19 protein-coding genes are annotated in these 20054 nt (G+C 70.9%); 5 read left to right on the plus strand and 14 right to left on the minus strand.

Translation table 11 applies throughout. From position 1 onward, the window contains the following. Positions 1-3: 3 nt before the first annotated feature. From ACWDAG_RS10340 to ACWDAG_RS10355, 4 genes are all read right to left on the minus strand, one after another. The gene (locus ACWDAG_RS10340; protein ID WP_398951297.1) at positions 4-1032 is read right to left on the minus strand and encodes a 6-phosphofructokinase; all 1029 of its coding nucleotides are present in this window, start codon (positions 1030-1032) and stop codon (positions 4-6) included. A gap of 138 nt (positions 1033-1170) precedes the next feature. Then, positions 1171-1860 carry a response regulator gene (locus tag ACWDAG_RS10345; protein WP_450695159.1) on the minus strand — a complete coding sequence of 230 codons (690 nt, stop codon included), beginning with the start codon at positions 1858-1860 and terminating at the stop codon, positions 1171-1173. Next, positions 1857-3086 (minus strand): MacS family sensor histidine kinase, encoded by a 1230-nt coding sequence (gene macS / locus ACWDAG_RS10350; RefSeq protein ID WP_450695160.1) that lies wholly within the window; start codon positions 3084-3086, stop codon positions 1857-1859. The genes ACWDAG_RS10345 and macS overlap by 4 nt, the downstream gene beginning before the upstream one ends. 26 nt (positions 3087-3112) lie before the next feature. Continuing rightward, complete coding sequence (locus ACWDAG_RS10355) at positions 3113-3853, minus strand: lysophospholipid acyltransferase family protein (protein WP_450695201.1); 741 nt, start codon at positions 3851-3853, stop codon at positions 3113-3115. Between the two features lie 154 nt (positions 3854-4007). On the opposite strand from ACWDAG_RS10355, the gene ACWDAG_RS10360 reads away from it, so the two are divergent. Next, positions 4008-4787 carry an alpha/beta hydrolase gene (locus ACWDAG_RS10360; RefSeq protein ID WP_450695161.1) on the plus strand — a complete coding sequence of 260 codons (780 nt, stop codon included), beginning with the start codon at positions 4008-4010 and terminating at the stop codon, positions 4785-4787. Further along, positions 4780-5346 (plus strand): hypothetical protein, encoded by a 567-nt coding sequence (locus tag ACWDAG_RS10365; protein WP_450695162.1) that lies wholly within the window; start codon positions 4780-4782, stop codon positions 5344-5346. The genes ACWDAG_RS10360 and ACWDAG_RS10365 overlap by 8 nt, the downstream gene beginning before the upstream one ends. On the opposite strand, the gene ACWDAG_RS10370 is transcribed toward ACWDAG_RS10365, so the two are convergent. The 6 genes from ACWDAG_RS10370 to ACWDAG_RS10395 all read right to left on the minus strand — a co-directional run bounded on the left by ACWDAG_RS10370 (position 5343) and on the right by ACWDAG_RS10395 (position 10508). Beyond that, on the minus strand, positions 5343-6104 hold the full coding sequence (locus tag ACWDAG_RS10370; protein ID WP_450695163.1) for an endonuclease/exonuclease/phosphatase family protein: 762 nt from the start codon (positions 6102-6104) through the stop codon (positions 5343-5345). The two genes, ACWDAG_RS10365 and ACWDAG_RS10370, sit on opposite strands and share 4 nt — an antisense overlap. Before the next feature lie 128 nt (positions 6105-6232). Next, the gene (locus ACWDAG_RS10375; protein ID WP_123964607.1) at positions 6233-7186 is read right to left on the minus strand and encodes an ROK family glucokinase; all 954 of its coding nucleotides are present in this window, start codon (positions 7184-7186) and stop codon (positions 6233-6235) included. A 129-nt stretch (positions 7187-7315) separates the two neighbouring features. Next, positions 7316-7816, minus strand: coding sequence for a DUF5304 domain-containing protein (locus ACWDAG_RS10380; protein WP_450695164.1), 501 nt, complete (start codon positions 7814-7816; stop codon positions 7316-7318). 57 nt (positions 7817-7873) lie between these two features. Then, entirely contained in the window at positions 7874-9046 is a 1173-nt protein-coding gene (locus ACWDAG_RS10385) for an ArsA family ATPase (protein WP_450695165.1), read from the minus strand. 33 nt (positions 9047-9079) lie between these two features. Further along, the gene (locus tag ACWDAG_RS10390; RefSeq protein WP_099928221.1) at positions 9080-9523 is read right to left on the minus strand and encodes an SRPBCC family protein; all 444 of its coding nucleotides are present in this window, start codon (positions 9521-9523) and stop codon (positions 9080-9082) included. A gap of 229 nt (positions 9524-9752) precedes the next feature. After that, complete coding sequence (locus ACWDAG_RS10395; RefSeq protein WP_180292491.1) at positions 9753-10508, minus strand: metallophosphoesterase; 756 nt, start codon at positions 10506-10508, stop codon at positions 9753-9755. A gap of 337 nt (positions 10509-10845) precedes the next feature. Between ACWDAG_RS10395 and ACWDAG_RS10400 the strand changes: the two genes are divergently transcribed. Beyond that, positions 10846-12642 carry an AMP-dependent synthetase/ligase gene (locus tag ACWDAG_RS10400; RefSeq protein WP_450695166.1) on the plus strand — a complete coding sequence of 599 codons (1797 nt, stop codon included), beginning with the start codon at positions 10846-10848 and terminating at the stop codon, positions 12640-12642. A gap of 28 nt (positions 12643-12670) precedes the next feature. Here the strand turns inward: ACWDAG_RS10400 and ACWDAG_RS10405 are convergent, their stop codons facing one another. Next, a complete protein-coding gene (locus ACWDAG_RS10405; protein WP_450695167.1) occupies positions 12671-14308 on the minus strand; it encodes a GMC oxidoreductase in 1638 nt (545 codons plus the stop codon). Positions 14309-14454: 146 nt separating this feature from the next. Next, complete coding sequence (locus ACWDAG_RS10410) at positions 14455-15597, minus strand: glycosyltransferase family 4 protein (RefSeq protein ID WP_450695168.1); 1143 nt, start codon at positions 15595-15597, stop codon at positions 14455-14457. A gap of 138 nt (positions 15598-15735) precedes the next feature. Between ACWDAG_RS10410 and ACWDAG_RS10415 the strand changes: the two genes are divergently transcribed. Then, positions 15736-16971 (plus strand): glycosyltransferase 87 family protein, encoded by a 1236-nt coding sequence (locus tag ACWDAG_RS10415; RefSeq protein ID WP_450695169.1) that lies wholly within the window; start codon positions 15736-15738, stop codon positions 16969-16971. On the opposite strand, the gene ACWDAG_RS10420 is transcribed toward ACWDAG_RS10415, so the two are convergent. Next, positions 16932-18257 (minus strand): MATE family efflux transporter, encoded by a 1326-nt coding sequence (locus ACWDAG_RS10420; RefSeq protein WP_450695170.1) that lies wholly within the window; start codon positions 18255-18257, stop codon positions 16932-16934. The two genes, ACWDAG_RS10415 and ACWDAG_RS10420, sit on opposite strands and share 40 nt — an antisense overlap. A gap of 88 nt (positions 18258-18345) precedes the next feature. Here ACWDAG_RS10420 and ACWDAG_RS10425 point away from each other — a divergent pair, with 88 nt between their 5' ends. Then, entirely contained in the window at positions 18346-18876 is a 531-nt protein-coding gene (locus ACWDAG_RS10425; protein WP_450695171.1) for a PadR family transcriptional regulator, read from the plus strand. Here the strand turns inward: ACWDAG_RS10425 and ACWDAG_RS10430 are convergent. After that, positions 18864-20054, minus strand: a complete 1191-nt coding sequence (locus ACWDAG_RS10430; RefSeq protein WP_450695172.1) for a hypothetical protein — start codon at positions 20052-20054, stop codon at positions 18864-18866. The genes ACWDAG_RS10425 and ACWDAG_RS10430 overlap by 13 nt on opposite strands.

The raw sequence follows: 20054 nt of genomic DNA on the forward strand, positions 1-20054 counted from the left end.
GCGTCAGCCGAAGAAGACCCCGACTTCTTCATACAGCTTCGGGTCCACCGTCTTCAGCTTCGCCGTCGCCTCCGCGATCGGGACGCGGACGATGTCGGTGCCGCGCAGGGCGACCATCTTGCCGAAGTCGCCCTCGTGGACGGCTTCGATGGCGTGCAGGCCGAAGCGGGTGGCGAGCCAGCGGTCGAAGGCGCTCGGGGTGCCGCCGCGCTGGATGTGACCGAGGACGGTCGTGCGGGCCTCCTTGCCGGTGCGCTTCTCGATCTCCTTGGCGAGCCATTCACCGACCCCGGACAGGCGGACATGCCCGAAGGAGTCCAGCGACTCGTCCTTGAGGACCACGTCGCCGTCCTTGGGCATGGCGCCCTCGGCGACGACCACGATGGGGGCGTACGAGGCCTTGAAACGGGAGGTGATCCAGGCGCAGACCTGTTCGAGGTCGAAGCGCTGCTCGGGGATGAGGATGACGTTGGCGCCGCCCGCGAGGCCGGAGTGCAGGGCGATCCAGCCGGCATGCCGGCCCATCACCTCGCAGACCAGGACGCGCATGTGGGACTCGGCGGTGGTGTGCAGACGGTCGATGGCCTCGGTGGCGATGCCGACCGCGGTGTCGAAGCCGAAGGTGTAGTCGGTGGCGGACAGGTCGTTGTCGATCGTCTTCGGTACGCCGACGACGGGGACGCCGTACTCGTCGGTGAGGCGCGCGGCCACGCCCAGGGTGTCCTCGCCGCCGATCGCGATGAGCGCCTCGACCTCCTGCTTGGCGAGGTTCTCCTTGATCCGCCGGATGCCGTTCTCCTGCTTGAGCGGATTCGTGCGCGAGGAGCCGAGGATGGTGCCGCCGCGGGGCAGGATGCCGCGCACCGCGGGGATGTCGAGGCGGACGGTGTCGCCTTCGAGGGGTCCGCGCCAGCCGTCCCGGTAGCCGACGAAGTCGTAGCCGTACTCCTGCACGCCCTTGCGGACGATGCCCCGGATGACGGCGTTGAGTCCGGGGCAGTCGCCGCCTCCGGTCAGTACTCCGACCCGCATGGAAATGTCCCTTCGCCGCAGTTGCCTGGTGACGCCCACGCTAATGGTGATCCAGGTCACAGAGGGATGGGCGGGAAGGGCAATTCCGGTGAATCAGCGGGCGGTTGGTTTACGGGACGTCAAGCTCTCGTGGCACTCTCACTCGTCGTCGAGTCCGCGCTCTATGGCGTACCGGACGAGCTCCACCCTGTTGTGCAGCTGGAGCTTGCCGAGGGTGTTCTGGACGTGGTTCTGGACCGTGCGGTGGGAGATGACCAGGCGTTCGGCGATCTGCTTGTAGCTCAGGCCCTTGGCGACCAGGCGCAGCACCTCGGTCTCCCGGTCGGTGAGCTGCGGGGCGCCCGGCTGGCCGGTGTCCGGGGCGGGCGCGGGTTCGGAGGCGAGACGGCGGTACTCGCCGAGGACCAGTCCGGCGAGGCCCGGCGTGAACACCGGATCGCCGACGGCCGTGCGGCGCACCGCGTCCAGCAGCTCCTCGGTGGACGCCGACTTCAGCAGATAGCCGGTGGCGCCGGACTTCACCGCCTCCAGGACGTCGGCGTGCTCACCGCTCGCCGACAGCACGAGGACGCGCAGCGCGGGGTTGTGGCCGACGAGTTCCTTGCAGACCTGGACGCCGGGCTTGGCGGGCAGGTTCAGGTCGAGGACGAGCACGTCGGGGGCGGCGGCCTTGGCGCGGCGCACGGCCTGGTCGCCGTCGCCCGCGGTGGCGACCACGTCGAAGCCGGACTCGGCCAGGTCGCGGGCGACGGCGTCGCGCCACATGGGGTGGTCGTCGACCACCATGACCTTGATCGCGCCCTGCCGCTCGTCGGTGGAGTCCGTCATCGCCGCTCTGCCTTCCCCCGTGGGTCCTTCGCGTCCTTCGGTACTTTCAGTTCGACCTCTGTGCCCTGCCCGGGCACCGAGATCAGCTCGGCGCTGCCGCCGAGGTCACGCAGCCGGCCGCGGATCGACAGGGCGACGCCGAGCCGCCCCTCCCCCTCGGCCTGCGCGAGCCGGCCCTCGGGGATGCCGGGGCCGTCGTCCCGCACGGTCACCACCACCTCGCCCGGCTCGTCCTCGACCAGGATCCACGCGCGCGCGTCCTCACCGGCGTGCCTGCGCACGTTGTCCAGGGCGGCACCGACGGCCGCGGCCAGCTCCTTCGCGGCGGCCCTGGGCAGCAGCACGGCGGCGCCGGGTTCGGCGAAGCTGACCTTCGCGGCAGCGTACGGGGCGAGCAGCGCTCGCAGATCAACGGGACCGTCCTCGTCGTACGACGGCTCCTCCACGGCCCGTACGACCGCTCCCTCTGCGGCGTCCTCCGACACCCGGGAGACGGGGATCAGCCCGCCGGAGACCAGTGTGCGCAGCGCGACCTCCTGCTCGCCGGCCATCCGGCCCAGCTCGGCCGCCTCGCCGCCGAGCACCGCGCCCCGGCGCTGGACCATGGCCAGCACCTGGAGCACGCCGTCGTGGATGTCGCGGGCGAGCCGCTCCCGCTCCCGGGTCGCGGCCTCGATCTCCAGGGCCCGGGCGAGGGTGCGCTCGGAGGCGCGGGCGACCTCGACGACGTAGCCGATGGCGATGGAGGCGACCCAGACCAGGATCACGTTGTGGACGGTGTCGCGGGCGGGGGCGCCGCGCTCGATCAGGTTGGCGGCGGCGACCGGCGTCGACGCGAACGCGGCCCAGCGCCAGCCGCCCTTGATGGCGTACGCGAGGACCGAGCCGGCGGTCCATATCGACGGCAGGGTGGGGCCGCCGCTCTGGATGTGCTGCTCGTTGACGGCGAGCGGGGTGAGGAGGATGCCGGTGAGCGCGATGGCGAGGTCGACCGCGAGGAAGCGCTTGGTGCAGGCGGCCGCGCTCTGCACGCGGGGCAGGGTGGCGAGCGTCCACACGAACAGGACGCCGTAGTACGCGATGGCCACGCCCGCATGGTCGTACTCGTCGTAGGCGGTGGCGAACAGGCCGACCGCGTACAGCATCGTGAGCACCCGGTACGCGGTGAGCGCACGCCACAGCGGCTGCTCGACCGACATCCTCATGACACGCTCACGCTTGGGCATGTCCCCCACCCCCCTCGACCGAGAGCCTAGGCCTCGGGCTTCTCCTTCTTGGCCTGTTCCTTGGCCTGCTCCTTGGCCTGTTCCTTCTCGGCCTTCGCCGCCTCCGCGATCTGCCGCTTGGCCGCGGTCGCGTACATGTCGACGTACTCCTGGCCGGAGAGCTTCATGATCTCGTACATGACCTCGTCCGTGACCGCGCGCAGCACGAAGCGGTCGTGCTCCATGCCCTGGTAGCGGCTGAAGTCGAGGGGCTTGCCGATGCGGATGCCGGGGCGCATCAGCTTGGGCATGACCTTGCCGGGCGGCTGGATCTTCTCCGTGTCGATCATCGCGACCGGGATGACCGGCGCGCCGGAGGCGAGCGCCACGCGCGCGAGGCCGCCGGGCTTGCCCCGGTAGAGGCGCCCGTCGGGCGAGCGCGTGCCCTCCGGGTAGATGCCGAACAACTCGCCGCGCTCCAGGACCTCCAGGCCGCTCTTGATCGCGGCCTCGCCCGCGCCGCGCGCGCCGGAGCGGTCCACCGGGAGCTGGCCGACGCCCTTGAAGAAGGCGGCCGTCAGCCGTCCCTTCACGCCGGGCGTGGTGAAGTACTCGGCCTTGGCGATGAAGGTGACCTTGCGGTCGAGGACCGCGGGCAGGAAGAACGAGTCGGAGAAGGAGAGATGATTGCTCGCCAGGATGGCGGCGCCCTCCGCCGGAATGTTCTCCAGGCCTTCCACCCAGGGCCTGAAGGCGACCTTCAGCGGTCCCCCGATGGCAACCTTCATCGTGCCGTACAACACCCGTGTGCCTCCTGTTTCCGTCGGTCAGACCTTAACCCGGAGCACTGTCAAAGGATCCGACGACCCTGGTCGGTGTCAGTGCGGTCGCGTACGGTGAAGCACCTGGACTTCACGTCACTCTCATGAACAGGAGACCGAAGTGCCGGTCCTTCCTGGAGCCGAGCCGTACCGCCATGAGGGCGGGGAGGTCGGCGTCCTGCTCTGCCACGGCTTCACCGGTTCCCCCCAGTCGCTGCGCCCCTGGGCCGAGTATCTCGCCGAGCGCGGCCTCACGGTCTCGCTGCCGCTGCTGCCCGGGCACGGCACCCGCTGGGAGGACATGCAGCTCACCGGCTGGCAGGACTGGTACGCCGAGGTGGACCGCGAGCTGCGGTCCCTGCGCGAGCGCTGCGGCGAGGTGTTCGTGGCCGGCCTGTCCATGGGCGCCACCCTGGCGCTGCGCCTGGCGGCGAAGCACGGGGCGGCGGTCGCCGGCGTGGTGGTCGTCAACCCGGCGAACCGCATGCACGGCCTTTCCCCCTACGCCCTTCCCGTGGCCCGCCATCTCGTGCGGACGACGAAGGGGATCGCCAGCGACATCGCGAAGGAGGGCAGCGCCGAGCTGGGGTACGACCGGGTTCCGCTGCACGCGGCGCACTCCCTGCGGAACTTCTTCCGGCTGGTCGACGGCGAGCTGCCGCAGGTCACGCAGCCGCTGCTGTTGCTGCGCAGCCCGCAGGACCATGTCGTGCCGCCGGCCGACTCGGCGCGGATCCTCGGCCGGGTCTCGTCGAGGGACGTGACGGAGATACTTCTGGAACAGAGCTACCACGTGGCGACGTTGGACCACGATGCGGACCGGATTTTCGAAGAGAGCCTCGCGTTCATCGGCCGGCTCGCACCCAGTGTCGGCAAGGAAGGGACGGCCGCAGGTGGCTGAGCACGACTCGGAGCGCGAGGACCGCGAGCCGGAGGAGCAGGGCGTCCCCTTCGACGAGGACGCAGCGTGGGCCGCGATCGTCGCCGGCTACGGCGAGGAGCCGAAGGACCCGCCGGGCAGCAAGCCGTTCAAGTCGGTCGAGGACCTGGCGCTGCTCGAACCGGAGACCAACGACGACTCCGAGGGTGAGGCACCGAAGCAGGAGAAGCCCAAGAAGCCCCTGGGCGGCTCGGTCTCCTTCGCACCCGGCGTCGGCCCGCGCGACTACACGGCCGCCGAGCCGTCCGAGGACGACTTCGACGAGGACGACGAGGGCCACTTCGTACCGCCGGAGCCGCCCCCGCTGCCCACCGCCGACACCACCGCGAAGTTCGCCTGGCTGGGGGTGATCGGCGGTCCGATCCTGCTCCTGCTGGCGGTGCTGCTCAGCTGGGACATGACCTGGTGGCTGGCCACGCTCGGCATCGGCGGCTTCCTGGGCGGTTTCGCCACGCTGGTGATGCGGATGAAGACGGACGACGAGGACGACGGCGATCCGGGGCGCGGAGCCGTCGTCTAACCAGCGGGGATATCGCCGGCAGGGATCTTGAGGGCGGCCAGGACCGGAAAGTGGTCGGTCGCCCTCAAGAGGTCGGTCTCGGCCACCCCCGGATGCCCCAGCGGGACGCCGCAGCCGAGGACCTCGATGCCCTTGGTGGCGAAGATCGCGTCGATCCGCTGGAACGGGTTCGAGGGCGTCCAGGTGTACTCGCTGCCCCAGGGGGCCGTGGCCCAGCAGTCCTGCAGGCCGTCGGCGAGGCGGCTGAAGGTACGGCCGGTGGGGCGGTCGTTGAGGTCGCCGCCCGCGATCGCGTGCTCCACCCCGAGGCCGGCCAGCCGGTCGAGGAGCATGCCGCCCTGGTCGTACCGCTCGTCCGCCTGCAGGGAGAGGTGGTAGCTGATCACACCGAGGCGGGCGCCGCCGAAGCGGACCACTGCGGTGGCGAAGCCGCGGCGGTGCAGGCCGGGGGTGAGCGGGAGGAGGACGTCCTCGGTTCGCTCGACCGTGGCGCGGAGCGTGCAGAGGATCGCCGGGCCCGAGGCGGTCGCACCTCCGGTGAGGATGACTTGGCCTGCGGCCGATGCGAGACGGGCCAGTTTCTTGCGCCAGCGGAAGAAGCGGGGGGCTTCCTGGATGAGGACCAGGTCGGGGGCGCAGGCGGTGATCACCCTTGCCAGGGCCTGCGTGTCGTCCCGCATCGAGCGGATGTTGTAGCTCAGGACCCTGATGACGGCTGAACCGTCCGGTTCCGTGTGGGAGTTGGGCAGCAGCTCCATGTGGATCAATCTACGCCCAATGGCTCGGGGCGCGAGGTGGATGCGCGAGTGCCGGTCGAGTGTGGCTTGTCGCGCAGTTCCCCGCGCCCCTTAGAAGCATGCAGGCGCCGCAGCCCGAAAAGTGAACGTCACATGATGGGGTCCGGCTCGCGGGCCAGGTCCGCTGCTCCGACCAGCCCCGCCTTGTTGCCCAGCTGGGCGGCGATGACCTCGGCGACCGGGCGCCAGTTGCCGCCTACCAGCCAGCGCTTGTAGGACTTGCGGATCGGGTCGAGGACCAGTTCTCCCTCGTCCGAGAGGCCGCCGCCCACGATGAAGGCGGAGGGGTCGAAGAGGGAGGCCAGGTCGGCGAGGCCGGCGCCGGCCCAGCGGGCGAGCTCGCGGTAGGAGTCGACGGCGACCGGGTCGCCCTGGCGGGCGGCCATGGAGATGTGCTTGCCCTCGATGCCGTCGGGGCTGCCGTCACCGAGGCCGAGCAGGATCTCGGCGTTCTCGGGGGTGGCGTTGGCGCGCTGCTTGGCGTATCTGACGAGGGCGCGCCCGGAGGCGTACTGCTCCCAGCAGCCCTGCGAGCCGCAGCCGCACAGCAGGCCGTCCGGCACCATGCGGATGTGGCCGAACTCGGCGGCCACGCCGTAGTGCCCGCGGCGCAGCTTGTTGCCGATGATGATGCCGCCGCCGAGGCCGGTGCCGAGGGTGATGCAGATGACGTTGCGGTGGCCCTTGCCCGCGCCGAACTTGTACTCGCCCCATGCGGCCGCGTTGGCGTCGTTCTCCACGACGACCGGCAGGCCCACGCGGGCCTCGACCTTCGCCTTCAGCGGCTCGTTGCGCCAGTCGATGTTGGGCGCGAAGTAGACCTCCGAGCGCTGGCGGTTGACGTAACCGGCCGCGCCGATGCCCACGCCCACGATCTCGTGCCCGGCGCGTGCGCCCTCCACGGCGGAGGCGATGGCGTCCACGATCGCCTCGGGCGTGCCCGGGGTCGGCACCTTGTGCGTCGAGAGGATGTTGCCTTCCTCGTCGACCACACCGGCCGCGATCTTGGTACCGCCGATGTCGACGCCGATGGTGAGTCCCATGAATCCCTCAGTTTCGGTCGAGCCCCGCTACGGCCAACCGTACCCGAGCCCCTGCCGCCAGGGCCCCGACGTCCAGTCGCTGGGCAGCCGGGAGCGGCCGACGAGGGCCGAGGAGGGATCCGGGAGGAGTCAGTCCAGGTCGATGCGTTGCCCGGGACCGGTGCCGCCCTCGTCGCCGTCCCGGCGCTCGTCCAGGTCCTTGTGCAGGTCCGTCGTGCGGGTCGTCCAGCGCTGCTCCTGGGCCTGGACCGCGGAGCGGTAGGCGGCGAGCAGTTCGTTGCCCGCGGCGGCGAGGTGGTCGAAGACGTCCGGATTGCGTTCGATGACGGGTTCGACCGCGGCCTTCGCCTGCTGGACGACCTGCTTCACCACCTGCTGGGCCGCCGGTCCGGCGACGGAGCCGAGCAGCGGCGACTGGATCGACGACAGCTTCTCCGAGACGGCGTCGACGAGCTTGCGCAGTTCCTCGCCGGCCGAGATCGGCGGCTGGCCGTGCTCGGCCCGGCGGCGGGCCTTCTCCGCGGCGAGATCCTCCGCGCACGCCTTCGCCCAGGCGTCGGCGTCGGTCGCCCGAACCTCGTCGATCACCTCGCGCGCACCGGCGTCGGACGGGGGGAGCTCTTCGCTCATGACGACCTCCTGACTACGGTTCGTCTCTACGACGTTACCCGAATGGGCGTGCGTGGTTCACGGCCTCTGAGGCCACAGATCCGGGTCGGGCACGAAGCGGATGCGCAGTTCGCCCTCGCGCAGCGCGGCCCCCTCGACGGTGCAGCGGCGCAGGACGGACGGCAGCGGGACGATACGGCGGAACTGGCCTGCCGCGACGACGAGTTCGTCGCCGCGCCGGATGAGGTCCAGGTCGTCGCGTATGGCGCCGGGCAGCGGGATGTGCCAGACGAGCACGCCGTCGTCGGCGAGCCGGTCGGTGACGGGCCACTCGACGGTGGAGGCCCGGCCGTTGACGTGCAGGGCGCCGGTGGCCGCGAGCGCGGCGAGGTCGTCCGTGCCGCGCGGGTCGCGGCCGAGGTGGGCGACCGTCCGGACGTCGTACGGCCCCTGCCACTCCTCCAGGACCTTGCGCTGCTGGGCGACGAGCCCGGCGAGCCAGCCGTTCGCCTCGGGCAGCACCCGGTTGGCGACCAGGACGTCGGTGCGCAGGCCGCGCAGGGCGAGGGCGAGTCCGGCGGAGTCCACGGCGTCGGCGCCGGTCGGTCCGGGTTCGGCGATCAGCCGTACGACGGTGTCCCGGTCGGCGAGGACCGCCTCGACGGCGCCGAGTTCCGTGTCCCAGCGGGCGGCCGTCTCGTACAGCCACTCCGAGGGCATGGGGACCCCGGCCAGCCGCCCGAGTACGGGGCGCAGGGCGCGGGCCGCCTGCCGCTCGGGCGGGAGCAGCCGGCGCAGATAGCGGCGCAGCTCCTCGGGCAGGGCGAGCAGGGCGAGCGCCTGCGGGGTCGGCGGGAGGTCGACGACCAGGAGGTCGTGGGCCTCCGCGAGGGCCGCGTCCCGCAGGGCACGCAGGAGGGTGAGCTCCTCGGCACCGGGGAGGGGGGTGACCTCCTCGGCGTCGAGCCGGGAGGCGCCGAGCAGGTCGAGGACGTTGGCTGCGCGTTCCTGGAACGCGGTGAGGTCGTCCCGGAAACCGGCGGTCGCGTCCGGGCGCCAGGCGGTGAGACCTGGTGCGACGGCGACCGGGGCCGGTCCCGTCGCCACGCCGAGCACCGCACCCAGGGTGTCCGTGCGGTCGGCGCTGAGGACGAGGGTGCGGGTGCCCTCGCGAGCGGCGGCCAGAGCGGTGGCCGCCGCCAGGGTGGTACGACCGCTACCGCCGGGCCCGGTGATCAGGATGGTGCGCATGAGGCTGAACGGTAACCGAGACCGACCCGGGGGCTACTTCTCCCCGGACTCCACCCGCTTCTTGAGCCCGGCCAAGGCCCGGTCGATGATGACCTTCTCGGCCTTCCGCTTGATCATCCCCAGCATCGGAATCTTGACGTCCACCGTCAGCTGATAGGTGACCTCGGTGGCTCCCGCCCCCGCGGCCTTCAGGATGTACGACCCGTCGAGCGCCCGCAGCATCTGCGACTTGACCAGGGTCCAGGAAACCGAGTTCTCACCGGTCCAGGTGTACGCCAGCACCTGGTCGTCCTTGATCGCGCCGGCGTCCATGACGAGGCGGACCTGCTCGGCGCGGCCCTGGGCGTCCGTTTCGAGGACCTCCGCCTCCTTCACCTCACCGGTCCAGTCCGGGTAGCGGGCGAAGTCTGCGATCACCCCCATGACATCGGCCGGTGCCGCCTCGATCGTGATGCTCGAGCTGGTGTGTTCCGCCATCGCTGTGGCTCCTCCAGATGCGGGCCGGTAAAGAGGTCGTCGTGCGCACGGTGCGCGCAGCGTGAAGGCTACCGCGCACGTCGGCGCCCGCCTTCACCCCCACCTGCGTTAGGGCCTGCCTTTCGGGCCGGCCCGGCGTCGCGGGCCCTGGCACGCGCATCTGACCCCGCTCGGGGCGGCCGGGAAGCACCGTCTCCCAAGGCCGCCTGGCCCGAAAGACAGGCCCTGTTCACCATTCAAGCGCCCAGGGCTTCCCCGTCCCCGCGAAGTGCCCCACGTTCACGCACTCCGTGGCCCCGATCCGCATCCGGCGCACCAGTGGCTGGTGGACGTGGCCGAACAGGGCGTACCGGGGGCGGGTGCGGCGGATCGCGTCCAGGAGGGCCCGGCTGCCCCGCTCGAAGCGACGCGCCACCGTGTCGTAGACCAGCTCGGGCACCTCCGGCGGGATGTGGGTGCACAGCACGTCCACCTCGCCGACGGCCTCGATCTTCGCCGCGTACTCCTCGTCGCTGATCTCGTACGGAGTGCGCATGGGGGACTTCAGGCCGCCGCCGACGAAGCCGAAGGTGCGGCCGCCGATCTCCACGCGTTCGCCGTCGAGCACGGTCGTGCCCGGGCCGGCGTACTCCGGCCACAGGGGCGGCATGTCGACATTGCCGTAGGTGGCGTACGTCGGTGTCGGGAAGGCCGCGAACATCTCGGCGTACTGCTTGCGTACCGCCTGCTCGATCGCGGCGGCCCGGTCCGTGCCGATGCCGCCCCACAGCCGGGCGCCGAACTCCCGCGCCTCCTGGAAGCGGCGGGCGGTGCGCAGCTCGACGATGCGGTCGGCGTTCTCCTCGCCGAACAGGTCGGGGAAGATCCCGCGCGAGTGGTCGGCATAGTCGAGGAAGAGGACCAGGTCACCCAGACAAATCAGGGCATCGGCACCCTCGCCGGCTCTGGCCAGGTCACGGGCGTTGCCGTGCACGTCGCTGACCACATGGACGCGTGTCCTGCGGCCGCCGGGTGGTGTGGATGCCATGGCGATCAAGGGTAAGCGTGTGCGGTGTACGTGAACAGTGGCGGCCGGTCCTGCCGTTACTGGCCAGTCAGTTAGCGGGTGGACTACCGTACGCAATGGAACACCAACCTGTGTGACGCAGCGAACATCTCGCCGGGACCCCCTGTCGAAGAAGCCATACCGGCGGGTAACGTCCGGGCAGTCCATTCGTGCTCAGTATTTCAACCACTGAATCTCTGAGTACCTGCCCGAGCCTTGGACCCACCGTCGCATCACACAACGTCGTGGCGCCGGCGCCTTATTAGGAGCAGCAGTCTTGCGCGAGTTCAGCCTTCCGGCTTTGTACGAGGTCCCTGCGGACGGCAATCTGACCGACATCGTCCGCAGAAACGCCGCGCAGCATCCCGACGTCGCCGTGATCGCCCGCAAGGTGGGCGGCGCCTGGCAGGACGTGACGGCCACCACCTTCCTGGCCGAGGTGCACGCGGCCGCCAAGGGTCTGATCGCCTCCGGTGTCCAGCCCGGCGACCGGGTCGGCCTGATGTCCCGCACCCGGTACGAGTGGACGCTGCTGGACTTCGCGATCTGGAGCGCGGGCGCGGTCACCGTGCCGGTGTACGAGACCAGCTCGCCGGAGCAGGTGCAGTGGATCCTGTCCGACTCGGGCGCCACCGCCATGATCGTCGAGCTGGACAACCACGCGGCCGCCGTCGAGTCGGTGCGCGAGTCGCTGCCCGCCCTCAAGCACGTCTGGCAGATCGAGGCCGGCGCGCTGGAGGAACTCGGCAACGCCGGCAAGGACGTCACCGACGCGATGGTCGAGGACCGCAGCTCGCTGGCGCGGGCCGACGACCCGGCGACGATCGTCTACACCTCCGGCACCACCGGCCGCCCCAAGGGCTGTGTGCTCACCCACCGCAGCTTCTTCGCCGAGTGCGGCAACATCGTGGAACGGCTGCGCCCGCTGTTCCGTACCGGTGAGTGTTCCGTCCTGCTGTTCCTGCCGCTCGCGCACGTCTTCGGCCGGCTGGTGCAGATCGCGCCGATGATGGCGCCGATCAAGCTGGGCCTGGTCCCGGACATCAAGAACCTCACCGACGAACTGGCCTCGTTCCGGCCGACGTTGATCCTCGGCGTGCCGCGCGTCTTCGAGAAGGTCTACAACTCGGCGCGCGCCAAGGCGCAGGCGGACGGCAAGGGCAAGATCTTCGACAAGGCGGCGGACACCGCGATCGCGTACAGCCGCGCGCTGGACACGCCGTCCGGCCCGTCGCTCGGCCTGAAGATCAAGTACAAGACGTTCGACAAGCTCGTCTACAGCAAGCTGCGCGCGGTGCTCGGTGGCCGCGGCGAGTACGCCATCTCGGGCGGTGCCCCGCTGGGCGAGCGCCTGGGTCACTTCTTCCGCGGCATCGGCTTCTCGGTCCTGGAGGGCTACGGCCTGACCGAGTCCTGTGCCGCCACCGCCTTCAACCCCTGGGACCGCCAGAAGATCGGCACGGTCGGCCAGCCGCTGCCGGGCTCGGTGATCCGTATCGCGGACGACGGCGAGGTGCTGCTGCACGGCGAGCACCTGTTCAAGGGGTACTGGAACAACGAGGCGGCGACCGCGGAGGCGCTGGCCGACGGCTGGTTCCACACCGGTGACATCGGCACCCTCGACGAGGACGGCTACCTCAGGATCACCGGCCGCAAGAAGGAGATCATCGTCACCGCGGGCGGCAAGAACGTCGCCCCGGCCGTGATCGAGGACCGCATCCGGGCGCACGCCCTGGTCGCAGAGTGCATGGTGGTGGGCGACGGGCGGCCGTTCGTGGGCGCGCTGGTCACCGTCGACGAGGAGTTCCTGGGCCGCTGGGCCGACGAGCACGGCAAGCCGGCGGGTTCCACCGCGGCGTCGCTGCGCGAGGACGCGGACCTGCAGGCCGCGATCCAGTCGGCAATCGACGACGGCAACGCCGCGGTGTCGAAGGCGGAATCGGTGCGGAAGTTCCGCATTCTGTCCTCCCAGTTCACTGAGGAGTCCGGCCACTTGACGCCGTCGCTGAAGCTCAAGCGCAATGTGGTGGCGAAGGACTACGCGGACGAGATCGAGGCGATCTACCAGAAGTAGTACGACCCTTTTCAGGCCGTACGACGGCTCATGGCGCGGTGTCCTCCACGAGGACCCGCGCCATCGTCCGTTCGGCGAGCGCGGTGATCGTCACGAACGGGTTCACGCCGATCGAGCCCGGCACGAGCGAGCCGTCGGTGACGTACAGCTTCGAATACCCCTTCACCCGGCCGTAGTTGTCGGTCGCCTTGCCGAGGACGCAGCCGCCCAGCGGGTGGTAGCAGAAGTCGTCGGCGAAGACCTTGTTGGACGAGCCGAAGAGGTCGTAGCGGTAGATCGTGGCGTTGGCCGAGTTGATCCGGTCGAACAGTTTCTTGGCCATGGCCACCGAGACGGCGCTCTGTGCGGCACTCCAGCCGAGCTTGACCCCGCCGGTCGAGGAGTCGTACGTGAAACTCGCCCGCTCCGGGTTCTTGGTGATCGCCAGATAGAGGCTGACCCAGGTCTCGAACCCGATGGGCAGCGGGGCGATCTCCGCGAAGACCGGGTTGGCGGTGTTGGCCCAGTCGTCGATGCCCATGACCGGCATGGTCGACTGGTTGGCGCCGGTGGTGTCCCAGATGTGGTTGGCGCGGCCGAGCATGGTGTTGCCGTTGGTGCCCCAGCCGGCGCCGACGCTGGAGTTCAGGGCGGGCAGGGCGCCCGTGTCCCGTGCGCGGACGAGGAGTTCGGTGGTGCCGAGGCTGCCGCCGCCGAGGAAGAGGTACGTGCAGCTGTACTGCCTGGTCTCGACGACCGCGCCGGTGTTGTCGATCCGGTCCGCGGTCAGGGTCCAGCTCCCGTCGCCCGCCCGGCCGATGGTCTTCACCTTCTCCAGGGTGTTGATGGTGACGTTCCCGGTGCCGAGCGCCGAGGCCAGGTACGTCTTGTCGAGGCTGCGCTTGCCGTAGTTGTTGCCGTAGATGACCTCCTGACCGAGCGCGGACCTGGTCGCCGTGCCGGCCGCCTCGCGCTGCATGTAGTCGAAGTCGTAGACGTTCGGGACGAAGGTGGTCTTCAGACCGGTCTTCGTCGCGGCCTTACGGGAGGTCCGGGTGAACTGGTACCACTCGGTGGACTCGAACCACGTGGGGTCGACGGTGTTGACGCCGAGCATGGAACGGGCCCGCGGGAAGTACGTGTTGTACATCTCGCTCGCGTCCACGGTCGGGAACTGCTCGGTGAAGTACGACTGGAGCGGGGTGACCGCCATGCCGCCGTTGACCAGGGAGCCGCCGCCGACGCCCCGCCCGACGTACACGGACATGTTGTCGTAGTGCACGCGGTCCAGGGCGCCGGGATACGGGGTGATGTCCTTGTTGACGACGTCCAGCCACAGGAAGCTGGCCAGCGGGGCCTCGGTGCGGCTTCGGAACCACATGGAGCGCTGGTCCGGGTTGGCGGTGTTGCAGAAGACCTTGCCGTCGGGGCCGGGGGTGTTCCAGAGGCGGCCCATCTCCAGGACGAGGGTGCGGATGCCGGCCTGGCCGAGGCGGAGGGCGGCGACCGCGCCGCCGTAGCCGGAGCCGACCACGATGGCCGGGGCGGAGTCGACTGCGTCGGGCTCGGCGGTGTGGGCGGATTCGAGACCTATGCGGGTCAGGCCCGCGGCGGCGGCCGTCTGCAGGGCCACCATGCCCAGGATTTGACGTCTCGTCAGCTGACGTTGTATCAGTTTTGCTGTCATGTGCGCAGCATGGGCGGATTTTCGGGTTCCGCCTAGTGGGGTGCCACATATTCGTTGTCGGCGGGTGCGGGTTGTTTGTGGTTTCTCGCGCTCACGCGGCGGAGCCGCATATCGACACAGCCCCGCGCCCCTGACCGGGAGCTGCCCTAGAGCAAGGCCTTGAGATGCTCGGCCAGCAGATCCCAGCGCCACTTCTCCTCGACCCACTCCCTGCCGCGCTCCCCCATCCGGCGCCGCAGCTCCGCATCGCCCAGGAGTACGACGATGCGCTCGGCCGCCTCCTCTGCGGAGCCGCCCCGCACCACCCAGCCGGTCTCGCCGTCGAGTACGGCATCCGGGGCGCCGCCCGAGTCGCCCGCCACGACCGGCAGGCCGGTCGCCGACGCCTCCAGGTACACGATCCCCAGGCCCTCCACATCCAGCCCGCCTCTCCGCGTCCGGCACGGCATCGCGAAGACGTCGCCGGCGCCGTAGTGGGCCGGGAGCTCGGACCAGGGGACCGCGCCCGTGAAGCGCACCGAGTCGGCCACGCCGGTCTCGTGGGCCAGCCGGCGCAGGTCCTTCTCGTACGGGCCGCCGCCCACGATCAGCAGTACCGCATCCGGCTCGGCGGCCAGGATGCGGGGCATGGCGAGGATGAGGGTGTCCTGGCCCTTGCGCGGCACCAGCCGGGACACGCACACGACGACCGGCCGGTCGGTGAGGCCGAGGCGCGCCCGGATGGCGTCGCCGCCGGACTCCGGGTGGAAGGTCTTCTCGTCGACGCCCGGCGGCAGCTGCACCATCCGCCCGGCCGCCGCAGGGGTCAGGGCGGTGGCGATCCGCGAGCGCGTGTACTCGCCGAGGTAGGTGATCGTGTCCGTCGACTCCCCGATCCGGCGCAGCAGCTGCCGGGCGGCGGGCAGCTGCGCCCACCCCGCCTCGTGACCGTGGGTCGTGGCCACCAGCCGCTCGGCGCCCGCCTTCCGCAGCGCCGGCGCCATCAGACCGAGCGGCGCCGCCGCACCGAACCACACCGACGTACAGCCGTGCTCCCGCAGCAGCCCCACCGCCCGTCGGGTCGCGCCCGGCGTGGGCAGCAGCATCGTCGTGGCGTCGCGTACGACGGTGAAGGGCTGCTCGGCGTCGAAGGCGGCCGTGGCCTCGATCCCCTCCCGGCTGCGCTTCCAGGTGGATGCGTAGACGACGAGGCGGTCGGGGTCGAGCCGTAGCGCCATGTTGTGCAGGAACGCCTGGATACCGCCCGGGCGGGGCGGGAAGTCGTTCGTCACGATCAGGGTCTTGTGCATCGCCGCCGACCCTATCCAACGGGCATCCAACGGTCGCGCACAGCTCGGCACGGCCACGTTTATGGCAAGCACACAGCTGCACAGGACATCATGTTCCCCTCAAGACCGGAACGGGAAGCGGACTGAAACGGGGCTCCGGTGGACATTGCGGGCGGAAGGCGGACCCTTGCGGGACTGCTGGTGACCTGGGGCCTGACCAGGCTGGTGCTGCTGCTGTTCGTCCTCAAGGTGTTCGTCTTCCCCGGCCCGGACGTCACGACCGATGTGTCCGTGATCTACCAGGGCTGGTACGAGACCCTGCGCCACGGCACCTTCCCGCTGGACGACGTCACCTGGCAGTACCCGCCGGCCGCCGCGCTCCCGATACTCTCCCCCGCGCTGCTGGGCTTCCTCGACTACGCGACCGCCTTCTTCGTCCTCGCCTTCCTGGCGGACCTGGTCGTCCTGTCACTGCTCCTGTACGCGGGGCTGCGCCCCGGCAAGACCGTGCGCGGCGCCTGGGTGTGGGTGCTGGGCGTACCGCTGCTCGGGCCGACCGTGTACGCGCGCTACGACGTGATGGTCACCGCGGTGGCCGTGGCCGGGCTGCTCGCGGGCGCCCGGCATCCGCGTGTGATGGGTGTCCTGGTGGGCTTCGGGGCGATGCTGAAGGTGTGGCCGGCGCTGCTGCTGGTCGGCGTCCGCAAGCGCGGCAGCTGGGCCTGGGCGGCGGCGACCGTGGCAGCGCTCGCGGCGCTGTTCGCGGTGACCATGCCCGGCGCGTTCGCCTTTCTGACCTTCCAGCGCAACCGCGGCACCGAGGTGGAGTCGCTGGGCTCCCTCGTCTTCCACATCGCCCGGCAGTTCGGCTGGAACGGCGAGGTGCAGCTGAACTACGGCTCGATCGAGTTCCTCGGCCCGTATGTCGGTCTGGTCAGCTCTGCCGCCCTGTTCCTGACCGGCGTCGTCTTCGGCTGGCTGCTGCTGTGGCGGCTGATGGCCACGCGGTTCCTGCCGAACACGCTCGCCGACACGGCCTTCGTCGCGGTGCTGATGTTCACGGTCACCAGCCGGGTGATCAGCCCGCAGTACATGGTGTGGCTGGTCGGTCTGGCGGCCGTCTGCCTGTGCTTCCGGAGCAGCCGGATGGGGGTGCCCGTGGCGCTGGTCCTCGCGGCCGCCTTCGTGACGGTGCTGGAGTTCCCCCTCTGGTTCCAGCACGTCGTCGCGAGCGACACCCTGGGCGTCGGCCTCCTCGTCGTCCGCAACGGCCTGCTGGTCGTCGCCGCCGTGCTCGGGGCCGTGGAACTGTGGCAGTCGACGGTCTCCCGCGAGCCGGTCCCGCCCCTGCCCACTCAGGCGACGCGCACCAGGGAGACCTCGACGTCCCCCTGACGCCGGGCGGCCCGTCGGAACAGCACGCCCACCACCGCGCACTGCACCCCCATCGCGAGCGCCAGCGCCAGGCAGACGCCCGGCAGGCCGAGCCCCGACAGGCCGTACGCCAGTGGGAGTTGGACCGCGGTGCCGAGCACTGTCACCCGCAGCAGTACCGGCGCTCCCCCGCTCCCCTCGAAGACCCCGCCGAGCGCGATGAAGCAGGCCATCAGCAGCAGGTAGGGCCCGATGCAGCGCAGGAACAGCACACCGGCGCGGGCGACGTCCGGCCCCGCGCCGAAGGCGGCCATGATCCAGGGGGCGGTGACGAACAGGGCGGCGGCCGCCCCGAGCCCGACCGTCCCGGACACGAGCACCGCCTGCCGCCCGATGGCCCGGCGCGCGTCCCTCCCGGCACCCCGGGTATGGGCGGTGTGGATGGAGGCGGCCTGCCGCACGGAGTAGAAGGCCATGGTCGCCACATACATGACCTTGTACGCGATCGAATACGCGGCCACGGCCGTCACCCCGAGCCGCGCCACGATGGCGACCAGGACCAGCGCGCCGCCCTGCCGCACGGTGAAGTCGGCGGACATGGGCAGGCCGGTGGTGAGGGTGCGGCGGAGCGCGGCGCGGACCGGCTCGGCGGGTTGAACCCCGGCCGCCTCACGCAGCAAGGCGTTGCGCCGCACCGCGAACAGCCCCACCCCGAGGGCCAGGAACCGGCACAGCACCGTCGAGGCGGCGGCGCCCTGCACCCCGTACCAGTGGATCAGGAACGGGTCGCAGACCAGGATCAGACCGTTGGCGAGCAGCGCGAGCCGCATCGGAGTCCTCGTGTCGCCCGCGCCCTTGAGGATTCCGTCGACGAGGTTCTGCGCGAAGAAGACGGCGACACCCGGCAGTGAGATCGCGAAGTAGCCGACGGCGAGCGACAGCGCCGCGCCCTCGCCGCCGCCCAGCACCAGCCGGGCCAGCGGCTCCCGCAGCAGCAGCCCGCCCGCGACCACGACCGGCGTGACCAGCGCACACAGCGCCCAGCCCCCGTGCACCGCCGCCCGCACCGCCCCCGGATCCCGCGCCCCCCTGGCGTGCGCGACCAGCACCGTCGTACCGGAGGCGAAGACCAGCGAGACGCCGAGCAGCACGTTCTCGGTGTTGGTCGCCACGGCCACGGCGGCCACCGCCGCACCGCCGAGCCGGGAGACCCAGACGGTGTTGATGATCCCGGCGGCGACGGAGGCGAGGAGTGAGAAGTAGACCGGGTGGGCGAGCGATATGAGCTGTCTGCGGTGCGCGTTCACGACTGGTCCCCCTCGAAGCGAGCTACCTCGAATAGAGGTAGCTCGTTAAGAGGTACCATGGCCGCATTGCGCCCGCAAGGAGGAAACGTTGCTGGAGCTGTCGATCCTCGGCTTCCTGGCCGAACAGTCACTGCACGGCTACGAGTTGAAGGAGCGCATCAAGGCGCTGAGCGGCCATGTCCGCCCGGTCAGCGACGGCGCGCTCTACCCCGCCCTCACCCGTCTCGTCGCCGCGGGCAAGCTCGACCAGCACACCGAACCCGGCGCGAGCGCAGCCCCCCGCCGCGTGCTCTCCCTCACCGACAAGGGCCGCGAGGACCTGCTGGAGCGGCTGCGCCACCCGAAGCAGGCGGAGATCACCGACCAGGTCCGCTTCAACACGGTCCTGTCCTTCCTGCGGCACCTGCCGGACCCCCGCGAACAGGCCGCGGTGCTGCGCCGCCGCCTGGACTTCCTTCAGACACCCTCGAGCTTCTTCTACGACGACGGCAGACCCGTGCGCGCGGAGGAGACGGACGACCTGTTCCGGGAAGGCATGCTGCGGGTCGCGCGAGCCACCGGCGAGGCCGAGCGCGCCTGGCTCAGGGAGGCCATCGCCCGGCTCGATCAGCCGAGTTGAGCCCTGAGGTAGTCCCGCCACTGCCCGGTGAACCTCTCCGGCGTCGTGCCCAGCTCCTGCCTCATCGCACCCTCCACCGAGCCCGCCCGCTGCCGGTGGTCGCCGACCGCGCGGTAGAACTGGCCGAGCCGCTTCAGCCCCCACTGCTGGGCGATCAGCCGGCAGGCCATCCAGCCGCCCTCGTAGGCCTGCGCCAGCTTCGTCGCGTCGCCGCTGAAGCCGAAGTCCTTGTCGGTGGGCAGATGTTCCGGCACCCGCCCCTCGCCCACCGCGCGTGCCAGCTCGGGCGCTGCCTCGGCCGCGGTGCGGCCGGTGCCGAGGTAGCCGATCCAGTCGGCGTACCCCTCGGACAGCCACAGCGGGGTGGCGGCATTGGTGTGGGCCCGGGTCGCGACATGGGTGGTCTCATGGGTGAGCACGACCTGCTTGCCCAGCGGCCCGAGGAGGGCGTACGCGTCCGGGTTGACGATGATGCGGTCCGCGGGTGCGGTCGGCGGGCCGCCCACCTCGCCCGTGGTGACCGCCGCGATCCCGCGGTACTGGGAGGCGGGCGAGCCGAGCAGCCCCGCCATGCCCTCCACCGACCCCGGCACGAGCACGACCACATGCCCCGCCCAGTCGCTGCCCCAGGTCCCGGACACGGCGGGCACCGCACGGTCGGCGAGGTCCGCGTAGGAGTGCAGCGCCTCGCTGGACTGCCCGGTGCCGAGAACGATGCCGTGACTGCCGCGTACGACGGTCACCGCACCCTGGTCCCACAGCTGCTGGGCGGACTTCCTGGCGGGCCTGTCCGCGTCCACGTGCCACTGCCCGTCGCTCTCCCGCGAGAGAGTCAGGGTGCGGCCGACGGTGACGGGTGCGTTGTCGTATCCCTCGATCCGGTAGCGCAGTTCGGCGTCGGCGGTCGCCTCGTCGCCTGTGCGGTGCAGGGCGGTCACACGGTACGACCAGGAGGCCAGCGGCACCCCGCGCAGGTTCTCGAACCAGCCCGGCGCGCCCGTCTTCAGGAAGGCCGCCCGGTCGCGGTCGAGGACGGCGGTGGACCGCCGGTCGAGGACCCGCTGCAGATCGGCCCCGGCGCCGCCGCCCGCGGGCTGCCCGCCGCACGCCACCAGAGAGACGAGCAGCAGCACGAGCGCCACCACTGAGAACCTCGACGCCCGCCCACGACCAGCCAC

Source organism: Streptomyces sp. NPDC001157, from assembly GCF_053598255.1.

Coding starts and splice junctions, on each gene's coding strand:
- macS (WP_450695160.1), bottom strand. CDS start 3,086: ATGCCCAAGCGTGAGCGTGTCATGAGGATGTCGGTCGAGCAGCCGCTG.
- ACWDAG_RS10405 (WP_450695167.1), bottom strand. CDS start 14,308: ATGACAGCAAAACTGATACAACGTCAGCTGACGAGACGTCAAATCCTG.
- ACWDAG_RS10340 (WP_398951297.1), bottom strand. CDS start 1,032: ATGCGGGTCGGAGTACTGACCGGAGGCGGCGACTGCCCCGGACTCAAC.
- ACWDAG_RS10385 (WP_450695165.1), bottom strand. CDS start 9,046: ATGCGCACCATCCTGATCACCGGGCCCGGCGGTAGCGGTCGTACCACC.
- ACWDAG_RS10410 (WP_450695168.1), bottom strand. CDS start 15,597: ATGCACAAGACCCTGATCGTGACGAACGACTTCCCGCCCCGCCCGGGC.
- ACWDAG_RS10390 (WP_099928221.1), bottom strand. CDS start 9,523: ATGGCGGAACACACCAGCTCGAGCATCACGATCGAGGCGGCACCGGCC.
- ACWDAG_RS10345 (WP_450695159.1), bottom strand. CDS start 1,860: ATGACGGACTCCACCGACGAGCGGCAGGGCGCGATCAAGGTCATGGTG.
- ACWDAG_RS10375 (WP_123964607.1), bottom strand. CDS start 7,186: ATGGGACTCACCATCGGCGTCGACATCGGCGGTACCAAGATCGCGGCC.
- ACWDAG_RS10380 (WP_450695164.1), bottom strand. CDS start 7,816: ATGAGCGAAGAGCTCCCCCCGTCCGACGCCGGTGCGCGCGAGGTGATC.
- ACWDAG_RS10355 (WP_450695201.1), bottom strand. CDS start 3,853: ATGAAGGTTGCCATCGGGGGACCGCTGAAGGTCGCCTTCAGGCCCTGG.
- ACWDAG_RS10370 (WP_450695163.1), bottom strand. CDS start 6,104: ATGGAGCTGCTGCCCAACTCCCACACGGAACCGGACGGTTCAGCCGTC.